Below are 19,243 nucleotides of genomic sequence, written 5' to 3'. Positions count from 1 at the left end.
CGGGTGGCCGCCTGACCGGCTCAGGATACCGGCAGGAGCCGGTGGGGCAGGACGTCGTAGCGCAGTAGGTCTTCCGGCTGCTCGCGCCGCTGCACCAGGTCCGCCACGCCGTCGTGGACGAGCACCGCCGCCGGCCTGGGGATGCGGTTGTAGTTGGACCCCATCGCCGCGTTGTAGGCCCCGGTGGCGAACACGGCGAGCACGTCGCCGGGGCTGGTGAGCGGCAGGCGGACGTCGTGGAGCAGAACGTCGCCGGACTCGCAGTGCTTGCCGGCCACGGTGACCGCCTCGGTGGCCTCCGCCAGCGGGCGGTCGGCCAGGGCGGCCGTGTACAGCGACTGGTAGGTGATCGGCCGGGGGTTGTCGCTCATTCCACCATCCACCGAGATGTAGGTGCGCAGGCCGGGGATCTCCTTGCGGCTGCCCAGCGTGTAGAGCGTCATCCCCGCCGTCGCCACCAGGGAGCGGCCGGGTTCGCACAGCAGCCGCGGCAGCGCCAGCTGGCGCTGGCCGCAGGCCTCGGCCACCGCCGTGGCCACCACCCGCACCCACTCCTGGATGCTCGGCGGGTCATCGGAGCCCACGTAGCGGATGCCGAGGCCGCCGCCGACGTTGAGGTCGCCGCAGGGGTGGCCCAGGGAGCGGGCCAGGCCGAGGGCCTCGGCCATCACCCCGGCCAGGTCGCGGTGGGGTTCGAGTTCGAAGATCTGGGAGCCGATGTGGGCGTGCAGGCCATCCACCCGGGCCCAGGGGCAGGCGGCCAGGTGCCGCAGCACCGCCTCCAGCTGGTCGGGGTCGAAGCCGAACTTGCTGTCGAGGTGGCCGGTGCGGATGTACTCGTGGGTGTGGCACTCGATGCCCGGGGTGAACCGCACCAGCACCCGCACCGGCGCGGGCCGTCCCGCCGCCAGGGTGCCGAGCAGGGTGATGTCGTTCCAGTTGTCCAGGATCACCGTCACGCCCCGGTCGACGGCGAGCTGGAGCTCCTCGGCCGATTTGTTGTTGCCGTGGAAGACGACCCGCTCGGCGGGCATGCCGCCCTGCAGGGCGGTGAGCAGCTCCCCGGCCGAGACGGCATCGAGGCCAAGACCCTCCGAGGCCACCAGGGCCGTGATGGCGAGGGAACTGTTCGCCTTGGAGGCGTAGAGGGCCAGGGCCTCGCCGGGGTAGTGGGCGGCAAGGGCCTCCCGGTAGGCCCGGCAGGTGATCCGCAGGGTGGCCTCGTCGAGCACGTAGAGCGGGGTGCCGTAGGTGCGGGCCAGGTCGCTCAGCAGGCAGCCCCCCACCTCCAGCCGGCCCAGGGCGTCGAGGCGGGCGGTGAGCGGGGCCAGGTTGCGGTTGGGGCTGAGCGGATCGCCGCCGTGCTCGAAGGGCCCCCCGGGGGCGATCGGCGCCGCGGGGACGGGAGCGACCGGATCGGTCGCCGGGGAGGCGCTGGTCACCATGGCGGCCTGTGCGGGGAGGGGGTCAGGATGTCCGATCGTAAGGATGTTCGTGTCCAACGGCCGTGCCGGCACCACCTACGCCACCGCTGCCCGCCCCGACCCTGTGTCCGCTGGTCCCGGCCGATGCCGTGGACTGCCTGGCCCTCGACCGGGCCGCCCTCGGCGGCCTCTGGAACCTGGAGCAGTGGCAGCGGGAGCTGGAGGAGGAGGGCCGGCCGGGCCTGGGGCTGCGCCGGGGCCCCGAGCTGCTGGCCATGGCCAGTGGCTGGCTCGTGGTCGACGAGCTCCACATCACCCTGGTGGCGGTGGCCCCGGACCAGCGCCGTCGGGGGCTGGGGCGCCGGGTGCTGCAGGAACTGATGGCCACCGGCCGCGCGCGCGGTGCCACCCGCGCCACCCTGGAGGTGGCGGCCGGAAACGGGCCTGGGATCGCGCTGTACGGGGCCCTGGGGTTCCGCACCGCCGGCATCCGTCATGGTTACTACCGCAATGGAGAGGATGCCCTGATCCAATGGATCAACCTGACAATGTGCTCCTGACAATGTGACAGGGGTGTGGATAACCGTAGATTGCTATACCTATTTCTGCTGATTCCCGGCGTTTCGTTTGTGTTCTGGTCCGTCTGAGCGCCTGCGGCACATGGGTTTCGCCTGAGAGTGCTCCCCAGCTCCCACAGGGCCCTTCAATCCTGATAGGTTGGATCCACTTGCATCAGGTCCCGCCCCATGTTCGAGCGGTTTACCGAGAAGGCCATCAAGGTGATCATGCTGGCCCAGGAAGAGGCCCGCCGCCTCGGCCACAACTTCGTCGGCACCGAGCAGATCCTGCTGGGCCTGATCGGCGAGGGCACCGGTGTCGCCGCCAAGGTCCTCAAGTCGATGGGGGTCAACCTGAAGGACGCCCGGGTCGAGGTCGAGAAGATCATCGGCCGCGGCTCCGGCTTCGTCGCCGTCGAGATCCCCTTCACCCCCCGGGCCAAGCGGGTGCTGGAGCTCTCCCTGGAGGAGGCCCGCCAGCTGGGGCACAACTACATCGGCACCGAGCACCTGCTGCTGGGCCTGATCCGCGAGGGCGAGGGCGTGGCGGCCCGGGTGCTCGAAAACCTCGGCGTCGACCTGGCCAAGGTCCGCACCCAGGTGATCCGCATGCTGGGCGAGACGGCTGAAGTGGCCTCCGGCAGCTCGGGCAAGGGCTCCACGAAGACCCCCACCCTCGATGAGTTCGGCAGCAACCTCACCCAGCTGGCGGCCGAGTCCAAGCTCGACCCCGTGGTGGGCCGCCAGAACGAGATCGACCGGGTGATCCAGATCCTCGGCCGCCGCACCAAGAACAACCCCGTCCTGATCGGTGAGCCGGGCGTCGGCAAGACCGCCATCGCCGAGGGCCTGGCCCAGCGCATCACCCAGGGCGAGATCCCCGACATCCTCGAGGACAAGCGCGTCCTCACCCTCGACATCGGCCTGCTGGTGGCCGGCACCAAGTACCGGGGTGAGTTCGAGGAACGGCTCAAGAAGATCATGGAGGAGATCCGCTCCGCCGGGAACGTGATCCTGGTGATCGACGAGGTCCACACCCTGATCGGCGCCGGTGCCGCAGAAGGCGCCATCGACGCCGCCAACATCCTCAAGCCGGCCCTGGCCCGGGGCGAACTGCAGTGCATCGGCGCCACCACCCTCGATGAATACCGCAAGCACATCGAGCGCGATGCGGCCCTGGAACGCCGCTTCCAGCCGGTGATGGTGGGCGAGCCCTCCGTCGTCGACACGATCGAGATCCTCAAGGGGCTGCGGGAGCGCTACGAGCAGCACCACCGCCTCAAGATCAGCGATGAGGCCCTCGTCGCCGCCGCCACCCTGGGCGACCGCTACATCAGCGACCGCTTCCTGCCCGACAAGGCCATCGACCTGATCGACGAGGCCGGCAGCCGCGTGCGCCTGCTCAACTCCAAGCTGCCGCCGGCGGCCAAGGAGGTCGACAAGCAGCTGCGCGGCGTCCAGAAGGAGAAGGAGGACGCCGTCCGCCAGCAGGACTTCACCAAGGCCGGTGAACTGCGTGACAAGGAGGTGGAGCTGCGCGACCAGATCCGCACGATCCTCCAGGCCCGTCGCGACGACGAACCCGCCGGCACCTCCTCCGGCGAGACCGACACCCCGGCCCTGCTGGGCGGCCCCGTGACCGACGACGCCAGCGAGGAAAGCCGCTCGCCCCTGGTCACCGAGGAGGACATCGCCCAGATCGTCGCCTCCTGGACCGGCGTGCCCGTCCAGAAGCTGACCGAGAGCGAGTCGGTGAAGCTGCTGAACATGGAGGAAACCCTCCACCAGCGCCTCATCGGCCAGGACGAGGCCGTCAAGGCCGTGTCCCGGGCCATCCGCCGGGCGCGGGTCGGCCTCAAGAACCCCAACCGCCCCATCGCCAGCTTCATCTTCTCCGGCCCCACCGGCGTCGGCAAGACGGAACTCACCAAGGCTCTCGCCGCCTACTTCTTCGGAAGCGAGGACGCCATGATCCGGCTCGACATGAGCGAGTTCATGGAGCGCCACACCGTCAGCAAGCTGATCGGTTCGCCTCCGGGCTACGTGGGCTTCAACGAGGGCGGCCAGCTCACCGAGGCCGTGCGCCGTCGTCCCTACACCGTCGTGCTGTTCGACGAGATCGAGAAGGCCCACCCCGATGTCTTCAACCTGCTGCTGCAGCTGCTGGAGGACGGCCGGCTCACCGATTCCAAGGGCCGCACGGTCGACTTCAAGAACACCCTGATCATCATGACTTCGAACATCGGTTCGAAGGTGATCGAGAAGGGCGGCGGCGGCCTCGGCTTCGAGTTCGGCGGCGGCGACGTGGAGGAAACCCAGTACAACCGCATCCGCTCCCTGGTCAACGAGGAGCTCAAGCAGTACTTCCGCCCCGAATTCCTCAACCGTCTCGACGAGATCATCGTCTTCCGTCAGCTCACCCGCGACGAGGTGAAGCTGATCGCCGAGATCATGCTGCGGGAGGTCTTCGCCCGCATGCAGGACAAGGGCATCGGCATGTCCGTCACCGAGGCCTTCAAGGAGCGCCTCGTGGAGGAGGGCTACAACCCCAGCTACGGCGCCCGTCCCCTGCGCCGTGCCGTGATGCGCCTGCTCGAGGATTCGCTGGCGGAGGAATTCCTCTCCGGCCGGATCGGCGAGGGCGATGCCTGCCTGGTGGATGTCGACGACGACAAGCAGGTGGTGATCCGCAAGCAGACCATCACCCCGCCGCTGCCGGAGCTGGCCAGCGCCAGCGCCTGATCGATCGCGACCCGGATCGGCCGACTTCTACATTTCATCCATGAGATGGCGGCCATGACGGATCCCCTGCAGACCCAGGCCATCGCCCCGGCGGTGGTGCTCCGTGGGGAGGGTGCCTGGCCGCAGGCCCTTCCCCGCATCGTCGCCCTGGGCCGCCGCCCCCTGCTGCTCGGCCGCAGTGCCTCCACCTTCGGGCTGCGCCAGCAGCTGGCGGTCGATCTGGAACAGGCCGGTGCCCGCCCCGTGGCCAGCCAGGGTCTGCGCGACTGCTGCGAGGAGGACCTCGGCCCCCTGGCCCTGGACGCCGCCGCCGCCGGCTGTGATGCGGTGATCGCTGCCGGTGGCGGCAAGGTGCTGGATGCGGGCAAGCTGCTGGCCCAGCGGCTCGGTCTCCCCTGCATCACAGTGCCCACCAGCGCCGCCACCTGCGCCGGCTGGACGGCCCTGGCCAACCTCTACACCCCCGAGGGGGCCTTCCTGGGCGATGTCGCCCTCGACCGCTGCCCGGACCTGCTCGTCTTCGACCACGCCCTAGTGCGGCAGGCGCCGGCCCGCACCCTGGCCAGCGGCATCGCCGATGCGGTGGCCAAGTGGTACGAGGCCTCGGTGAGCAGCGGCGCCAGCGGCGATGGGCTGGTGCAGCAGGCGGTGCAGATGGCCCGCCTGCTGCGGGATCTGCTGCTGCTGGAGGGGCAAGCCGCCCTGGCCGACCCCCATGGGGAGGCCTGGGTGCGGGTGGCCGAGGGCTGTGCCCTCACCGCCGGTCTGATCGGCGGCATCGGTGGTGCCCGCTGCCGCACGGTGGCCGCCCATGCCGTCCATAACGGACTCACCCAGCTCGCCGCCACCCACGGCTGCCTGCACGGCGAGAAGGTGGGCTTCGGGGTGCTGGTGCAGCTGTGGCTGGAGGAGCAGCTGGCGGGCAACCGCCTGGCGGCCCAGGCCCGCCGCCAGCTGCTGCCTTTCTTCCGCACACTGGGGCTGCCCACCGATCTCGAGGCCCTGGGGCTGGCCGGCGCCAGCCTCGACCAGCTCCGCCAGGTCTGTCGCTTTGCCTGCCGGGAGGGCTCCGACCTGCACCGGCTGCCCTTCGCGGTCGCCCCCGAGGATCTGCTCGCCGCCATGGTGGGCGCCACCGCCGAGCGGCAGCAGGCGTGACGGACGGCCCCTCCAGCGGCCGCGACCTGGTCACGGCCGCCGCCGCGTCGCTGCTCGATCCCCTGGGCCGCGACCTGGCCGCCCAGGTGCAGTGGTGGGAGCTGCCACAGCACCCCGGGCAGTGGCCCGTGGCCGTGCTGGGGGAGGGACCGCCCCTGCTGCTCCTGCATGGCTTTGACAGCTCCTTCCTGGAGTTCCGCCGCCTGGCCCCCCTGCTGGCCCAGCGGCACCGGCTGCTGATCCCGGACCTGCACGGTTTCGGCTTCTGTCCCAGGCCCGCGGAGCGCGCCTACACGCCCCAGGCCGTGCTGGCCCACCTCGATGCGCTGCTGGAGGCGCTGGAGCAGCGGGAGCCCGCGGGCGGGTGCAGGCTGGGCCTGATCGGCGCCTCGATGGGGGGTGCGGTGGCCGTGGCCCTGGCCCGTCGCCATCCCGAGCGCTTCGAGCGCCTGCTGCTGCTGGCCCCGGCCGGTCTCACGGGCCGGCCCATGCCCCTGCCGCCCCTGCTGGACGGGCTGGGGGTGCGTTTCCTGGCCCTGCCCTCGGTGCGTAAGGGCCTCTGCCGCAGCGCCTTCGCCGACCCCGACCGGGATGTGGGTCCGGCGGAGCTGGAGATCGCCTCGCTGCACCTGAAGTCGCCGGGCTGGGCCGGCGCCCTGGGCCGTTTCGCCCGCAGCGGCGGCTTCGCCGGCTGCGGCGACCCCCTGCCCCCCCAGCCCCTGGCGGTGCTCTGGGGCGCCGACGACCGGATCCTGCGGGCTCCGCAGAAGCGCGCCGCCCAGGCCCTGCTGGGCCCCCGCATCACCGAGCTGGCGGCCTGCGGCCACCTGCCCCACATCGACCAGCCCGAGCAGGTCGCCGCCGCCTGGCTGGGCGCCCCCTGCGCCCCCATCCCCACCCACCACCCATGACCCCTGCCTCCCGCCTCTGCCTGCCGCGTCTTCTCGCCGGCCTGCTGCTCGTGCTGCTGCTCGGGGTCCCCGCCCTGGCGCTTCCCGGCCGGGCCGAGGCCTCCCTGCTGCACCTGGAGGGACCGGTGCCGGAGGATCTCGGCCTGCACGGCGGCTCCCTCTCCCCCTGTGCGGCGCCGGCCCACTGCGCCCGGGCCGACTGGCCGATCGCCGATCCGGAAGCGGCCCTGAGCGCCCTGGTGCCGATCCTGGAAACCACCGAGGGGGTGCGGATCCTCGAGCGGGACGGCCGCTACCTGCACGCCACCGCCACCAGCCGGCTGTTCGGCTTCGTCGACGACCTCGAGTTGTACGCCCAGCCCGCCGCCGGCATCCTGCAGGCTCGCTCCATCTCCCGGCTGGGGGATTCGGACCTGGGCGTCAACGGCCGCCGGCTGGCGGCCCTGCGGCAGGAACTGCCTGGCAGCTGAAGCTCTCGATGGCGCCGCGGCGGTGCAGAAAGCGGGGCTGGGCCGGATCCTCGAGGCTCCACCACCAGATTCCGTCGGTGTAGCTGGGCGGACCGGCGTTGTTGGTGCGCGGCAGCTGCAGCCGCAGGTCGCGCCACTCCAGCAGCACCGTGGCGCCGGGCACCGTGCCGGCGGCGGTGTTGGGGATCCCCGGCGCATCCACCGCCCCGTTGTCGCTGGTCGCCAGCAGCAGGTCGCCGTCGCAGCGGTAGGGGACGGCCGTGGCCGCCGCCGCCGTCGCCGGGCTTCCCAGGGCGAGGCAGAGCAGCAGCACCAGGGCCAGCAGCCGGCCCGTCAGGGACTGGGCACTGCGCAGGGCCCCCTCGATCCGGCCGAAGCCCGGCCCCGCGATGAAGTCGCCGCAGAAGGCCACCCGGCTGCGGGGGCAGACCGTGGCGGCGGCCGGCAGGCCGGGGGCCGTGGGGAAGGCGGCCCCCCAGCGCATCAGCTGACGTCGCTCCACCCCCGCCAGCGCCTCGCCGCCGCCGTGCCGTTCCCCCAGCCAGGGGGCTAGGGCCGCCGCGACGGCCGCCTCCAGCGCGGTGATCGCTGCAGCGTCATCGGGCTCCTCCTCCAGAACCCCATGGGCCACGACGGCGCAGCGGCCATCGGCCAGGGGCTGGATCGACAGCCGCCGCAGTCCCCAGCGCCGCTGGGCGGGGCCGTCCATGCCCAGCAGCCGGAAGGGCAGGGCCATCCAGCGGGCCGCCGCGCCGGGCTCGATCGTCAGCATCAGGTTGGTGCGCACGTCCATGTCCATGCTGGCGATGGCCGCCAGGGCGACCTCCAGCTCGGCGTCGCCCAGGCCCTGCGACGCCTGCAGCAGCGGCACCTGCGGCCAGCCGAACCGCTCAAGGGCCCGGGGATGGGCCAGCAGGGTGCCGGTCAGCACCAGCCAGTCGGCCTCCCCCAGCACCGCCCCGGTGGCATCGGCCAGGCGCCAGCCCCCTCCGGGCCGGGCCTCCAGGTGGCGCACCAGGGTGCCGTAGCGGCCATCAAGGTTCCCGGCCGGTCCCTGGGCCTCCGCCAGGGCCAGCAGCCCCCGGGCGAGGTCGTCCATGCCCTGGCGGCCCCGGTAGAGGCGGCCGCGCAGCAGGGGATCCCCATCGGCCGGCCCCAGGTTCCCTGCGCTGTCCAGCACGGCCGCCGGCTCCCGCCAGGGCTCGATCCAGCCCCCCGCGAGCAGGGGCGCCACCAGCTCCGGTTCGGGGCCCTCGAGCAGGTTGACCAGGGGTGCCCCGTGGTCGATCTGCCAGCCGGGGTCGTGGCGGGAGCGGCGGGTGGCGGCCCGGCCACCGGGACCCCGACCCGCCTCCCAGAGCACGATCGACCCTCCCCAGCCGCCCCGGCGCAGCCCCGCGGCCAGGGCGCAGCCGGCCACCCCGGCACCGATCACCGCCAGCGAGGGCGCAGGTCGCCCCTGGGGCTGGCCAGACTCAGCGCTGGATCCAGCCATGGAGCGACCCCGATGACGCCTGACGACAAAGCCATCCTGGCGGCGTCCGCCCCCTGGCTGGGGGCCCTGCTCAACGTCGTGCCCGGCCTGGGCACCGGCTACATCTACCAGCGCCGCTGGCGTGCCTACTGGATCACCACGGCCCTGGCCACGGGCTGGTTCCTGCTGGGGGCGGTGCTGGGGGGCGCCGGCACCGTGGCGGACCCGTCGACCGCCGATCCCACCGACCAGCTGATCGGCCTGGGGGGGCTGCTGCTGCTGGCGGCGGTCACGGCCGCCGAGGCCTTCCGCGCCGCCCGCCAGGCCCGGACGGAGTGAGAATCTGGGGAGCCCTGTCCCCTGGTGGCGGATGAGCGAGACCCCGGACGGCGAGCGACCCAGCGAGCGCCCCAGCGAGGAGATGGCGCCCGAAGCCTCCGAGACCACCGGCGGCCCGGTGATGGGCCTGCTGGCCCGGGGGCTGGAGCTGTGGCTGCGCCAGCAGTGCGACGCCATCGAACGGCTGGAGATCCGCCTGGAGGGCTCCGGGCTGCGGCTGCTGCGGGGGCGGCTCGACGGCGTGCGGCTGCGGGCCCGGCGGGTGGTCTACCAGGCGATGGAGATCGAGGAGGTGGAGCTGCGCTGCGATGGCATCCAGGTGCGCATGGGTTCCCTGGTGCGCAACCAGGCGGTGAAGCTGGAGTCGCCCTTCCGCATCCAGGGACAGGTGAGCTTCAGCGGCGATGGGCTGAGCCGCTCCCTGAGCACCCCGGCCTGGCGCAGCCTCGGCGACGGCCTGGCCGACGACCTGCTGGGCCTCACCCCCCTGGCGGGGCTGCGCATCCGGGAGGACCGGCTGCTGCTGCGGGCCTTCGCCAGCGGCGACCGGGAGCCGGTGGAGCGGGAGGTGGCGGTGCGGGCCGATAGCGGCACCGTGGAACTGCGCTGCGCCGAGGGCACCCCCCACGCCCGGCTGCCGATGGATCCCAGCATCCGCATCGAGCGGGCCGAGCTCGGCGCCGGACTGCTTCACCTGGAGGGAGAGGCGCGGGTCTCTCCCTGAGGGGCCCTCAGCCCCGCTGCAGCAGGGGCAGCACCAGGGTCACCAGGGAATAGACCACCGCCGGCACGAACAGGTAGCTGTCGATCCGGTCGAGGATGCCGCCGTGGCCGGGGATCGCATCGCCGGAGTCCTTGAGGCCCGCATCCCGTTTCATCATCGATTCGGTCAGGTCACCCACCAGGGCGAACAGGGAGACCACCGCCCCCAGCACCGCCCCGATCAGCCAGCCCCAGCGCCAACCCAGCAGCACCCCGCCCAGGCCCCCCACCAGCAGGGCGCAGGCCACCCCGCCCAGGGCCCCCTCCACCGTCTTGCCGGGGGAGATCGGCGAGAGGGCGTGGCGCCCCAGGCGCCGGCCGATCACGTAGGAGCCGATGTCGGTGGCCACGATCATCAGGCAGGCCAGCAGGGTGAGGGCCATGCCCGGACTCCAGGGCCAGCCCAGGTCGTCGAGGGCGGGGGCCAGGGCGGGATCTGTGAGGTCCCGCAGCTTGATCCAGTGGCTGGGCAGGAAGCCCAGATAGAACAGGCCGAACACCGAGGCGGCGATGTCGGCGATGGTGCCGGTGACGGGCTGGAGCAGCAGCCAGCCGCAGATCACCGCCCCGGAGGCGGGCAGCACGGCCGCCGCCACGTCGCCCGCCATGCCGCTCCCTCCCCAGAGGCTGCCGGCGGCCACCTGGGTGGACACCAGCAGCAGCTGCACCGCCACCAGGGTGGTCTTCACGGCCGGCCGGATGCCCTTGAACTGGGCCATGCGGAAGAACTCCAGCAGGCCCAGGTGCACGATCACCCCCACGGCGACGGTGAACCACCAGCCGCCCAGGCCCACCACCACCAGCCCGAAGCCACCCGCCAGCCAGCCGCTCAGCAGGCGGGAGAGGGACGTGGCGGGGCGAGGGGCGGGAGGCAAGGGTTCGGACTCAGCGCTCGGCGGCGATCACGAACAGCGGCTCGGCGGCCGCCAGCTTGGCCTGGCTGCCGCGGCGCTGCATGCGGTGCACGGTGGCCTGCACCACCTGCACATCGTGGGCGCCCAGCTGGGCGAGGGTGTCGGTGGCCTTCACCAGGCCCTCGAGGTTGACGGTGCTGATCACCAGCCGTCCTGAGGGCTGCAGCGCCCCCCAGACGGACCGCAGCACGTCCTCCAGGGGTCGCCCCACCTCCAGCAGCACCCGGTCGGGGTTGGGGGGGAGCAGGGCCAGGCCCTCCGGGGCCTCGCCGGCGTGGATGTGAAGGTTGTGGATGTCGAAACGCTGCCGGTTGCGTTCCAGCAGCTCGATCGCCTCCGGATCCCGTTCCAGGGTGTGCACCGCACCGCCGGGCATCAGCCGGGCGATCTCCAGGGCCAGGGCGCCGGTGCCGCCGCCCACGTCCCAGACGAGGGAATCGGCCCGGGGCCGCAGGTGGGCGAGCAGCATCACCCGCAGCTCCAGCGGTGTGGGGCTGAAGCCCGGGGCGTCCTCGAAGGCGCTGTCCGGCAGTCCGGGGGTGACGAAATCCCAGTGGAAGGGGTTCGGCAACGGGCTCACGAACCGGCCACGACGCTCACCGTATCAGCGATCTGACCGGGCCAGAGACGCCGTTGCGCCAGCAGCCAGTCGGCGCGGGCCGGATCGATCCGCTCCCCGGGCACCAGCAGCGGGATCCCCGGCGGATAGGGACAGATCGGCGCCGCCGCCACCCGGCCGGCGGCCTCCTCCAGGGGGATGGCCTCGGCGGGGCTCCGCCAGGCCACGCCGATCGGCAGCTCCGGTGCCGCCAGCAGCGGCAGGGGGGGCGGCGTGAACGGGGGCAGCGGCGGCCCGCCGAGGGCCCGGCGCAGGGCCTCCAGCTGGCGCGGCAGGCGCCGCTCCACGCCCCGGGGAGGGTTGAGCCCCAGGCAGAAGGTGAGGGCGCCGGGTTCCGGCAGCTCCGCGATCACCCCCCGCTCCAGCAGCCAGGTGTCGGCCTCCAGGCCGTTGATCCCCAGCGGGGCCGTGGCCAGCACCAGGCGCAGGGGATCGCCGTTGGTCACCAGCGGCAGGCCCAGGTCCTCCAGCCGCCGCCGCAGCTGGCAGGCCCGGGCCATGGCCCGCTGGCGCTGGCGCCGGCCGGCGGCGCTGGCGCAGTGCTCCAGGGCCGCGGACGTCGAGGCCAGCAGCAGGGCGCTGGGGCTGGAGGTCTGCAGCCACAGCAGGGCGCGCTCGATGGCGGCCGGTGCCACCCGTTCTCCCTGGGCCAGCAGGGCGGCGCTCTGGGCCAGGCCGGTGCCGCTCTTCTGGACGGAGAGCACCACCAGATCGGCGCCCGCGGCCAGGGCCTCGCCGCCGCCGTGGGCCTGGTCCACCAGCACCGGCAGCCCCGCCCGGTGGGCCAGGGCCACCAGGGCCGGCAGATCGGCCGCCAGCCCCTGGTAGGTGGGATCCACCAGCACCAGGGCCACCGCGGGGCTGCCGGCGTCCGCGGTGGTCGCCGCCAGCACCCGCTCCAGCCGCCGGGGCTCCGGCGGTTGCCAGAGGCCCGTGAGCGGATCGCTGCTGAGGTCGTACAGCAGGGGCTCGAAGCCCCCCAGCACGCAGGCGTGCAGCAGGCTGCGATGCAGGTTGCGGGGCAGCAGCACCCGGGAGCCCGGCGGGCCCAGGGCGAGCAGGGCCGCCTGCAGCAGCCCCGAGGCCCCGTTCACCCCGAACCAGCAGCGTTCTGCCCCCAGCAGGGCCGCCGCCCGTTGCTGGGCCTCGGCCACCGTTCCCTCCTGCTCCAGCGGCCCCCCGAAGCCGGGCAGTTCGGGCAGATCCCAGCTCCCCGGCGGCTGGCGCAGCAGGCGCCGCAGATCGGGGGCCAGGGCCCGGCCCCGGCCATGGGCCGGCAGGTGCAGGGCCAGCGGCGCTGACCGCCAGAAGGGGCCCATGGACCGGGGAACACAGTTCCTAGAGTCTGGCCATCGATGGGGCAGGACCCTGGCCGAAGACGTCACCCCCACCCCGCGCTACGACCCCAACGCGGACCTGCGCTGGCTGCTGCTGCGGCCCTGGGTCCTGGTCAGCCGGCTGATCGTGGTGCTGTGGCGCCTGGCGGGCCTGGGCCTGCGGCTGGCGGTCCAGTCCAGCAGCACCGATGCCCGGGTGCAGCAGCGGCTCGCCCGCGCCATCCTCGAAACCCTCAACGACCTGGGCCCCTGCTTCATCAAGGTGGGCCAGGCCCTTTCCACCCGTCCGGACCTGGTGCGGCGCGACTGGCTGGAGGAACTGGCCCGCCTCCAGGACGATCTGCCCCCCTTCCCCCACAAGGTCGCCCTGGCGCTGATCGAGGCGGAGCTGGGGGCCCCGGCCCACCAGCTGTACGAGGAGTTCCCCGACTACCCGATGGCGGCCGCCAGCCTGGGCCAGGTGTACCGGGCCCGCCTGAGCGAGGGCCACTGGGTGGCGGTGAAGGTGCAGCGGCCCGACCTGCCCTTCATCCTGCGCCGCGACCTGGTCATCATCCGATCGCTGGCGGTGCTGGCGGCCCCGTTCCTGCCGCTGAATCTGGGCTTCGGGCTCGGGGCGATCATCGATGAGTTCGGCTCCACCCTGTTCGAGGAGATCGACTACCGGCGCGAGGCCGACAATGCCGAACGCTTCGCCACCCTCTTTCAGGACCATCCGGAGGTGACCGTTCCGGCGGTCGTCCGCAATCTCAGCAGCCGCCGGGTGCTGACCACCAGCTGGATCAACGGCACCAAGCTGCAGAGTCGCCGCGAGCTGGAGGCCCACCACCTGGATCCGGCGGCCCTGATCCGCACCGGCGTGATCGCCGGCCTGCAGCAGCTGCTGGAGTTCGGCTACTTCCATGCCGATCCCCACCCGGGCAACCTGTTCGCCCTGCCGGGCAAGACCAACGGCCTGGGCCATGTGGCCTATGTCGATTTCGGCATGATGGACTCCCTCAGTGATGCCGACCGGCTCACCCTCACCGGTGCGGTGGTGCACTTGATCAACCGGGATTTCGACGCCCTGGCCAGGGATTTCGTGGCCCTGGGCTTCCTCAATCCCAGCACCCCCCTGGGGCCGATCGTGCCGGCCCTTGAGCAGGTGCTGGGTGGTGCCCTGGGGGAGAACGTCGGCAGCTTCAATTTCAAGGCGATCACCGATCGCTTCTCGGAGCTGATGTACGACTACCCCTTCCGGGTGCCGGCCCGCTTCGCCCTGATCATCCGGGCGGTGGTGAGCCAGGAGGGCCTGGCGATGCGGCTCGACCCCGACTTCCGCATCATCCGCGTGGCCTACCCCTACGTGGCGAAGCGTCTGCTGGCCGGCGACACCGCCGAGATGCGCGAGAAGCTGCTGGAGGTGATCTTCGATCGTGAAGGTCGCCTGCGGGTGGAGCGGCTGGAGAACCTGCTGGCCGTGGTCGAGAACGGTTCTGCCTCCACCGATCTGCTGCCGGTGGCCCGCGATGGTCTGCGCCTGCTGCTGGGCAAGGAGGGCACCAGCCTGCGCCAGCGGCTGCTGCTGAGCCTGGTGAGCCACGACCGGCTGCACACCGATGATCTCCAGGCCCTGCTGGGCCTGATGCGGCGCACCTTCTCGGCCCGCAAGCTGGCCACGGGCCTGCTGGCCCGCTTGAATCCGCTCGCCGCCTGACGCCTTCCGGTGCCCGTTGATCCCCACGGCCCCGCGGCGCCTTGAACGAGGCCCTGCTGGTGATCCTCCTGCCCCTGCTGGTGGCGGGCTGGGTCCTGCAGGTCCGTGCCCTGGAGCGGCGGGTCCGGCGCCTGGAGCAACAGGCCGCCTCCCTGAGCGAGCGCTTCTTCGCCCTGTCGCTGTGGAGCGAGGTGCTCCAGAAGCGGCTCGACGGGGACGCCGCACCCGAACCGGCCAGGCTCGCCGCCGCTGAGGAGCTCTCCCCACCGGCGCCCGCGGTCGAAGCTGTAGCCAGGTCCGTAGCTGAAACCGAACCCGTGGCGGTGGCGGCCCCGGTGGCCACCCCCGCGCAGCGCCCCCCGACGACCCCCGGCCTCCCCCGTGCCCCCCGGCCCCGCGCGGCGACCGGCGGGCCCTGGAAGCGGATTGAGCGGCTGCTGGTGGAGAACTGGAGCGGCCTTCTCGGGGTGCTCGTGGTGGTGGCCGGGGTCACCTTCCTGACGATCAACGCGGGCCTGGAGCTGGGGCCCCGCGAGCGGTTCCTGCTCACCCTGCTGGTGGGCGGGGCCCTGGCCCTGCCCTCTGTGCTCTGGGGCCGGCGCCCGCGCTGGCGCGACCTCACCGACGCCATGCGCAGCGGTGGCGGCGCCCTGGTCCTGTTCGCTTGCGCCGCCGCCGGCGGTCTGCCCCAGCTCGGCCTCCAGTGGATCGAGCAGCCGGCCCCGGCCCTGGCCCTGCTGGCCGTGGGCGTGGCCGCCAACCTGGCCCTGGCCGCCATCGCCCGTACCGCCGCGATGGCCTCCCTGCACGTGGCGGTGAGCCTGGTGCCCCTGGCCATCGGTCTCCAGGGCGGCCCAGCCCTGGCCATCGCCGCCGCCATTGCCCTGGTGGGCTCGGAGCTGCCCGTGCGGCACCGCTGGCCGCGGCACCGGCTCGTGGTCAGCTGGGTGTTCGGCGCCTTCCAGGTGGCCTGGTTCCTGCGCAACGGCCCCGCCCTGGCGGCCTCCCCCGCCCTGGTCGGCGGAGCGGTCCTTGCGGCGGTGCTGGTGTTCGGCCCGGGGCTGCTGCGGCTGCACCGCCCTGGGGCCGCGCCTCCCCGGCTGCAGGCCGTGCCGGCGGCGTTGCTGCTCAGCCAGTGGGGCGGCCTCGCTCTGGCCCTGCTGCTCTACCCCCCTGTGGCGTCCGTCCGCGCCGGGGCCCTGGCGGCCGCCGCCGCGGCGGCACTGCTGCTGGGTCAGGGGGCCCGGCGCCGGGGGCCGCGCTGGCTGGCCCTGGGCGATGGCCTGGTGGGCCAGACCCTGGTGCTCGCGGCCCTGCTAAGCCTTGCCCCGGTGATCGCCGACGGGCCGTTGCTGGCCGGCGTGGTGCTGTTGGAGTCGCTGCTGTTCCTGGCCATCGCCGTGCGGGAGGGCTCCGGACCGCTCAGTCGCGTCGGCTGGTGGCTCAGTGCCGCCGCCGGGTCGGTGCTGACCCTGAGCGGCCTGGGAGCCGCACTGCTGCGCGGCGACCCGGTGAACCAGCTGCAGACCGCTGCGGTGCTCACGGTCGGGGCGGCCCTGATGGCGGCGATGCAGGTGCTGCTGGAGCGCCGCGGTGTGTCGCTGCCCCTGCCGCCCCTGCTCGGCTGGCTCGCCGGCGGCCTGGTCGCCGTGGGCACTGTCCTGGTGGCGCCGGAGGACTGGCGTTCGGCCCTGAGCCTGGTGGTGATGGGCGCCTTCCTGGTGGCGGCGCGCCGCTGGCGCCCCCCCGGCCTGCTGAACGGCATCACCGTGGCGATCGCCCTGTGCCATGGCGCCGGCTGGCTGACCCTGCTGGCCCAGGCACCCTGGCCCCCGCTGCTTCTGCTGGCCCGCCTACTCCCCTTGGCGGTCCTGGCCCTGCTGCTGACGGTCACCGCTGGCGACGGCCGCCGCCAGGGCCTGGGGATGGCGCTGCTGGGCGTCGATGCGGGGCTGGCCGTGCTGTGGCTGCTTGAGCCGATCTCGCCGCTGCTGCCGGGGGCGGCCTGGCTGCTGCTGTCCGCCGCGGCCCTGGCTGGGACCCGCTGGCTGCGGGGCGGTGCCCTGCGGGTGGCCCTGGGGCTGTCCCTGGCCTACCTGGCCGCCTTCGGCGCCTCCTTCCTGGTGGTGATCGGGCCCAGCCAGGAGCTGGTGACGCTCGGGGTCCTGCAGGTGCGCGGCCGCCTGTTGATCGAGCTGCTGGCGATCGCCGTCGGCCTGCACGGCTGGTTCTTCCGGCCGGGGCCGGAGCTGGCGCGGCTGCCCAGCTGGAAGGCGGTGCAGCCCTGTTTCCTCGAGGCGGTCCTGCTGGGGGTGATGGTGCTGCTGCAGGGGGAGATCAGCGCCCCCTGGCGACCCGTCGCCTGGACCCTGCTGGCCCTGCTCCTGGTCTGCCCGGCCCTGGTGCGGCGCTTCGCCATCCGCCTGCAGGTCTATGGGGTGATCGTCTACTGGCTGGCGGTGGCGACGCTGATGGTCGGCCTCAGCATCGACCTGCCGTCCTTCCCCGCCGCCACTGGAGCGGCCCAGACCGCCGGGCTGGTGGCGATCGCTCTGCAGACGGCCTTTGTCCTCGCCTGCCGCCGCTGGCTCGACCTCGAGCGGCTGCCCGATCCGGGCGGATGGCCGCCCCTGGCCTGGGTCGGCGGACGGGTGGCACGCCGGCGGAACCTCTGGCTCGGCCATCCCCTGTTCATCGCCGTGGCTGTGGTGCTGGCCAGCGGCTACGACCGGGCCCTGCTGACCCTGCTCTGGACGGCGGAGGCCTTTGCCGTCTACCTGCTGGGGGTGGTGCTGCGGGAGCCCCAGTTCCGCCGTGTGGCCCTGGTTGGCCTGGGGGCCTGCCTGCTGCGGCTGCTGGCCATCGACATGGCCCAGGCCGACCTGGGGCTGCGGGGGCTGGTGTTCGTCGGTGTCGGGCTGCTGCTGCTGGCCCTGAACGCCCTGGTCCATCGTTTCCGCAGCCGGTTCGGCTGAGGGGTTCCGCTGACGGGTCACTCGGATGGGGCGGCTCCGGCGCCTAGGGTCGGGCGCGATCGCCTGTCTCCGTCCCCGCCGTGTCCCTGCTGCTGGCCGCCCTCGACGCTGCTCCCGTGACCCTCCGGCAGGCGGGGCTGGACCAGGCCAGCGGCGCCTACGGCGATCTGGACGCCATGGAAATCCTGCTGGAGTACGCCCCGCTCACCTACCCTCCCTACATGCTGGCCGGCATCGGCCTGGCCATGGCGGTGCTGTGCGGGCTGACCTTCGCCCGGATGGTCCAGAACCGGCTGGAGGGCTGGAAGCAGGACCGGCTGGCCCTGCTGCCGATCGCCAACCTGGAGACGACCATGCCTTACGCGGGGCTGGTGATCGGGGTGACGCTGTTCATCGGCGCCAGCCTGCAGGTGTTCGGCTTCGCCGCCGGTGCCGCCCTGCTGGTGGCCTTCGTGCTGTCGCTGCTGACCGGCGGTGCCCTGTGGGTGCAGCTGGAGCGGCTGATGGCCCAGGTGCAGGACGGCACCTTCCGCGCGGTCGACTTCGACAACTTCGACCAGTTCTTCTGATCCTGGTTGCGGGAAGGGCCCTGGGCCCGATGGGAAGCCCGGTACGGATAGCCGCTCCGGGAGTCGCCGCCCGCCAGCTGGCAACCGCTCGTAATGTTCTGAAATATCGCAAGCAGGACATGCAGCCCTCCCTTTCCCTTAACCGCCAGTTCTCGATCGCCGTCCACTCCCGCGCCATCGACAACTGCAACGACATCGAAGAGCTCCGCAAGGTCGCCAAGACCCTCCTTTCCGCCTGGCAGCACCAGGCCGAGTTCAGCGAGCACTACGGCGCCCAGGCCCTCGGCATCCGCCCGTAGGCCGAGGCGTTCAGGCTGTTCCGTCTTCGGAGCCACCGGCGCCTCTTCGGCGCCACAGCTTCAGGCCGACGCCGCCCCACAGCAGGCTCCAGAGCACGAAGGTGATCAGGGTCCCCACCTGGCCGCCTTCGAGGTCGTAGACGCCGGCGCCGATGAGGCCGGCATCGATCAGCGAGCCCCCCACGCCCCAGCCCAGCACCCAGAGCGCCACGAGGGCGATGGCCGTTGCTTGCTCCTTCATGGTTCGCCCTGCGCAGGGGTCCCAGCCTGCCAGCCCATCCAGGCTGTACGCTTCTGATGATTCAAAGATTTCTCTTCGGCGAGTGACAACGTCCAGCAAGGGCTATCGACGAATCGGTACATAATTGTTTCTCTGTTCATGACGATTTACGTTGGAAATCTCTCCTTCGATGCGGAGGTGGAGGATCTCAACCATCTGTTTGCGCAATATGGAGCGCTGCGTAACTGCAGCCTGCCCCTCGACCGGGAAACCGGCCGCAAGCGCGGCTTCGCCTTTGTTGAAATGGCCAATGAGGCCGATGAAACCAAGGCCATCGACGACCTTCAGGACGTCGAGTGGATGGGGCGGATGATCCGGGTCAACAAGGCCCAGCCCCGCACCGGTGGTGGCGGCGGCGGTGGCGCCGGCGGAGGTCGCGCCCGCTACTGAGTTTCGCCGAAACGGTCGGCAGCCCCCGGAAACGGGGGCGTTTTCATGGCCGTGCCTTTGGCTTGGCCTCCGGCCTTGCCCCCCAGAGGCTCAGGCCACCAGGTAGGCCTCCAGGGAGCGTGAGTGGTGGCGGATACCTTCGAGAGCCCGCCGCTCCAGGTTGCGGGTCTTGTCCCGGCTCATCCCCAGGGTTCGGGCGATGCCGGTGAGGCTCATCGGCTCCTCGCCGTCGATGCCGTAGCGCATCTTCAGCACCCGCCCCTGCAGTTCCGGCAGCTGCTCCAGCAGGGCCCGCAGGTCCCCCTTGAGGCATTCGCCGTCCACCAG

At 72.5% G+C, this 19,243-nt stretch carries 19 protein-coding genes; 12 read left to right on the top strand and 7 right to left on the bottom strand.

Going from position 1 to position 19,243, the window contains the following annotated elements:
- Positions 1 to 20: 20 nt before the first annotated feature.
- Positions 21 to 1,445 (bottom strand): diaminopimelate decarboxylase, encoded by a 1,425-nt coding sequence (gene lysA, locus H6G99_RS11865; RefSeq protein WP_199297160.1) that lies wholly within the window; start codon positions 1,443 to 1,445, stop codon positions 21 to 23.
- 62 nt (positions 1,446 to 1,507) lie between these two features.
- On the opposite strand from lysA, the gene H6G99_RS11860 reads away from it, so the two are divergent.
- The 5 genes from H6G99_RS11860 (at position 1,508) to H6G99_RS11840 (ending at position 7,262) form a co-directional block, all read left to right on the top strand.
- Entirely contained in the window at positions 1,508 to 1,984 is a 477-nt protein-coding gene (locus tag H6G99_RS11860) for a GNAT family N-acetyltransferase (protein ID WP_190611665.1), read from the top strand.
- A 186-nt stretch (positions 1,985 to 2,170) separates the two neighbouring features.
- Positions 2,171 to 4,723 carry an ATP-dependent Clp protease ATP-binding subunit gene (locus H6G99_RS11855; RefSeq protein ID WP_190611664.1) on the top strand — a complete coding sequence of 851 codons (2,553 nt, stop codon included), beginning with the start codon at positions 2,171 to 2,173 and terminating at the stop codon, positions 4,721 to 4,723.
- 54 nt (positions 4,724 to 4,777) lie between these two features.
- Entirely contained in the window at positions 4,778 to 5,881 is a 1,104-nt protein-coding gene (locus H6G99_RS11850) for an iron-containing alcohol dehydrogenase (RefSeq protein WP_190611662.1), read from the top strand.
- The gene (locus tag H6G99_RS11845; RefSeq protein WP_190611661.1) at positions 5,878 to 6,792 is read left to right on the top strand and encodes an alpha/beta fold hydrolase; all 915 of its coding nucleotides are present in this window, start codon (positions 5,878 to 5,880) and stop codon (positions 6,790 to 6,792) included. The genes H6G99_RS11850 and H6G99_RS11845 overlap by 4 nt, the downstream gene beginning before the upstream one ends.
- The gene (locus H6G99_RS11840; RefSeq protein ID WP_286191127.1) at positions 6,789 to 7,262 is read left to right on the top strand and encodes a DUF1499 domain-containing protein; all 474 of its coding nucleotides are present in this window, start codon (positions 6,789 to 6,791) and stop codon (positions 7,260 to 7,262) included. The genes H6G99_RS11845 and H6G99_RS11840 overlap by 4 nt, the downstream gene beginning before the upstream one ends.
- Here the strand turns inward: H6G99_RS11840 and H6G99_RS16615 are convergent.
- Entirely contained in the window at positions 7,213 to 8,757 is a 1,545-nt protein-coding gene (locus H6G99_RS16615; RefSeq protein WP_190611660.1) for a DUF8671 domain-containing protein, read from the bottom strand. The genes H6G99_RS11840 and H6G99_RS16615 overlap by 50 nt on opposite strands.
- A gap of 12 nt (positions 8,758 to 8,769) precedes the next feature.
- Between H6G99_RS16615 and H6G99_RS11830 the strand changes: the two genes are divergently transcribed.
- Together H6G99_RS11830 and H6G99_RS11825 are read left to right on the top strand one after the other, a co-directional pair.
- On the top strand, positions 8,770 to 9,075 hold the full coding sequence (locus tag H6G99_RS11830) for a DUF8646 family protein (RefSeq protein WP_094585199.1): 306 nt from the start codon (positions 8,770 to 8,772) through the stop codon (positions 9,073 to 9,075).
- A gap of 31 nt (positions 9,076 to 9,106) precedes the next feature.
- Positions 9,107 to 9,799, top strand: coding sequence for an LmeA family phospholipid-binding protein (locus H6G99_RS11825; protein WP_286191126.1), 693 nt, complete (start codon positions 9,107 to 9,109; stop codon positions 9,797 to 9,799).
- A gap of 7 nt (positions 9,800 to 9,806) precedes the next feature.
- Here H6G99_RS11825 and H6G99_RS11820 read toward each other — a convergent pair whose 3' ends face one another.
- From H6G99_RS11820 to H6G99_RS11810, 3 genes are read right to left on the bottom strand one after another with little or no spacing between them, the layout of a single operon-like run.
- Positions 9,807 to 10,712 carry a phosphatidate cytidylyltransferase gene (locus H6G99_RS11820; protein ID WP_190611659.1) on the bottom strand — a complete coding sequence of 302 codons (906 nt, stop codon included), beginning with the start codon at positions 10,710 to 10,712 and terminating at the stop codon, positions 9,807 to 9,809.
- A 10-nt stretch (positions 10,713 to 10,722) separates the two neighbouring features.
- The gene (gene cbiT, locus H6G99_RS11815; protein ID WP_094585201.1) at positions 10,723 to 11,322 is read right to left on the bottom strand and encodes a precorrin-6Y C5,15-methyltransferase subunit CbiT; all 600 of its coding nucleotides are present in this window, start codon (positions 11,320 to 11,322) and stop codon (positions 10,723 to 10,725) included.
- A gap of 5 nt (positions 11,323 to 11,327) precedes the next feature.
- Positions 11,328 to 12,689 carry an aminotransferase class I/II-fold pyridoxal phosphate-dependent enzyme gene (locus H6G99_RS11810; protein WP_190611658.1) on the bottom strand — a complete coding sequence of 454 codons (1,362 nt, stop codon included), beginning with the start codon at positions 12,687 to 12,689 and terminating at the stop codon, positions 11,328 to 11,330.
- Between H6G99_RS11810 and H6G99_RS11805 the strand changes: the two genes are divergently transcribed.
- The 4 genes from H6G99_RS11805 (at position 12,688) to H6G99_RS11790 (ending at position 18,246) form a co-directional block, all read left to right on the top strand.
- Positions 12,688 to 14,403: an ABC1 kinase family protein gene (locus tag H6G99_RS11805; protein ID WP_286191125.1), complete on the top strand. Its 1,716-nt coding sequence runs from the start codon at positions 12,688 to 12,690 to the stop codon at positions 14,401 to 14,403. The genes H6G99_RS11810 and H6G99_RS11805 overlap by 2 nt on opposite strands.
- Positions 14,404 to 14,444: 41 nt before the next feature.
- A complete protein-coding gene (locus tag H6G99_RS11800; RefSeq protein WP_190611657.1) occupies positions 14,445 to 17,378 on the top strand; it encodes a hypothetical protein in 2,934 nt (977 codons plus the stop codon).
- An 89-nt stretch (positions 17,379 to 17,467) separates the two neighbouring features.
- On the top strand, positions 17,468 to 17,947 hold the full coding sequence (locus H6G99_RS11795) for a hypothetical protein (RefSeq protein WP_094586101.1): 480 nt from the start codon (positions 17,468 to 17,470) through the stop codon (positions 17,945 to 17,947).
- Between the two features lie 119 nt (positions 17,948 to 18,066).
- A complete protein-coding gene (locus tag H6G99_RS11790; RefSeq protein WP_094586094.1) occupies positions 18,067 to 18,246 on the top strand; it encodes a hypothetical protein in 180 nt (59 codons plus the stop codon).
- 10 nt (positions 18,247 to 18,256) lie between these two features.
- Here the strand turns inward: H6G99_RS11790 and H6G99_RS11785 are convergent, their stop codons facing one another.
- Positions 18,257 to 18,487: a hypothetical protein gene (locus H6G99_RS11785; protein WP_190611655.1), complete on the bottom strand. Its 231-nt coding sequence runs from the start codon at positions 18,485 to 18,487 to the stop codon at positions 18,257 to 18,259.
- Positions 18,488 to 18,625: 138 nt separating this feature from the next.
- On the opposite strand from H6G99_RS11785, the gene rbp reads away from it, so the two are divergent.
- The gene (gene rbp / locus H6G99_RS11780; protein WP_094586092.1) at positions 18,626 to 18,916 is read left to right on the top strand and encodes an RNA-binding regulator; all 291 of its coding nucleotides are present in this window, start codon (positions 18,626 to 18,628) and stop codon (positions 18,914 to 18,916) included.
- Positions 18,917 to 19,006: 90 nt separating this feature from the next.
- On the opposite strand, the gene H6G99_RS11775 is transcribed toward rbp, so the two are convergent.
- Positions 19,007 to 19,243: sigma factor-like helix-turn-helix DNA-binding protein (locus tag H6G99_RS11775; protein ID WP_286191124.1), on the bottom strand; the 237-nt coding region annotated here is incomplete at its 5' end.

It is taken from the genome of Synechococcus sp. FACHB-909, from assembly GCF_014698945.1.
In the GTDB taxonomy this organism is placed as follows: domain Bacteria; phylum Cyanobacteriota; class Cyanobacteriia; order PCC-6307; family Cyanobiaceae; genus Cyanobium.
The sequence above is the reverse complement of the archived record's forward strand: the minus strand, read 5'-3'. Positions and strand labels throughout refer to the sequence as shown.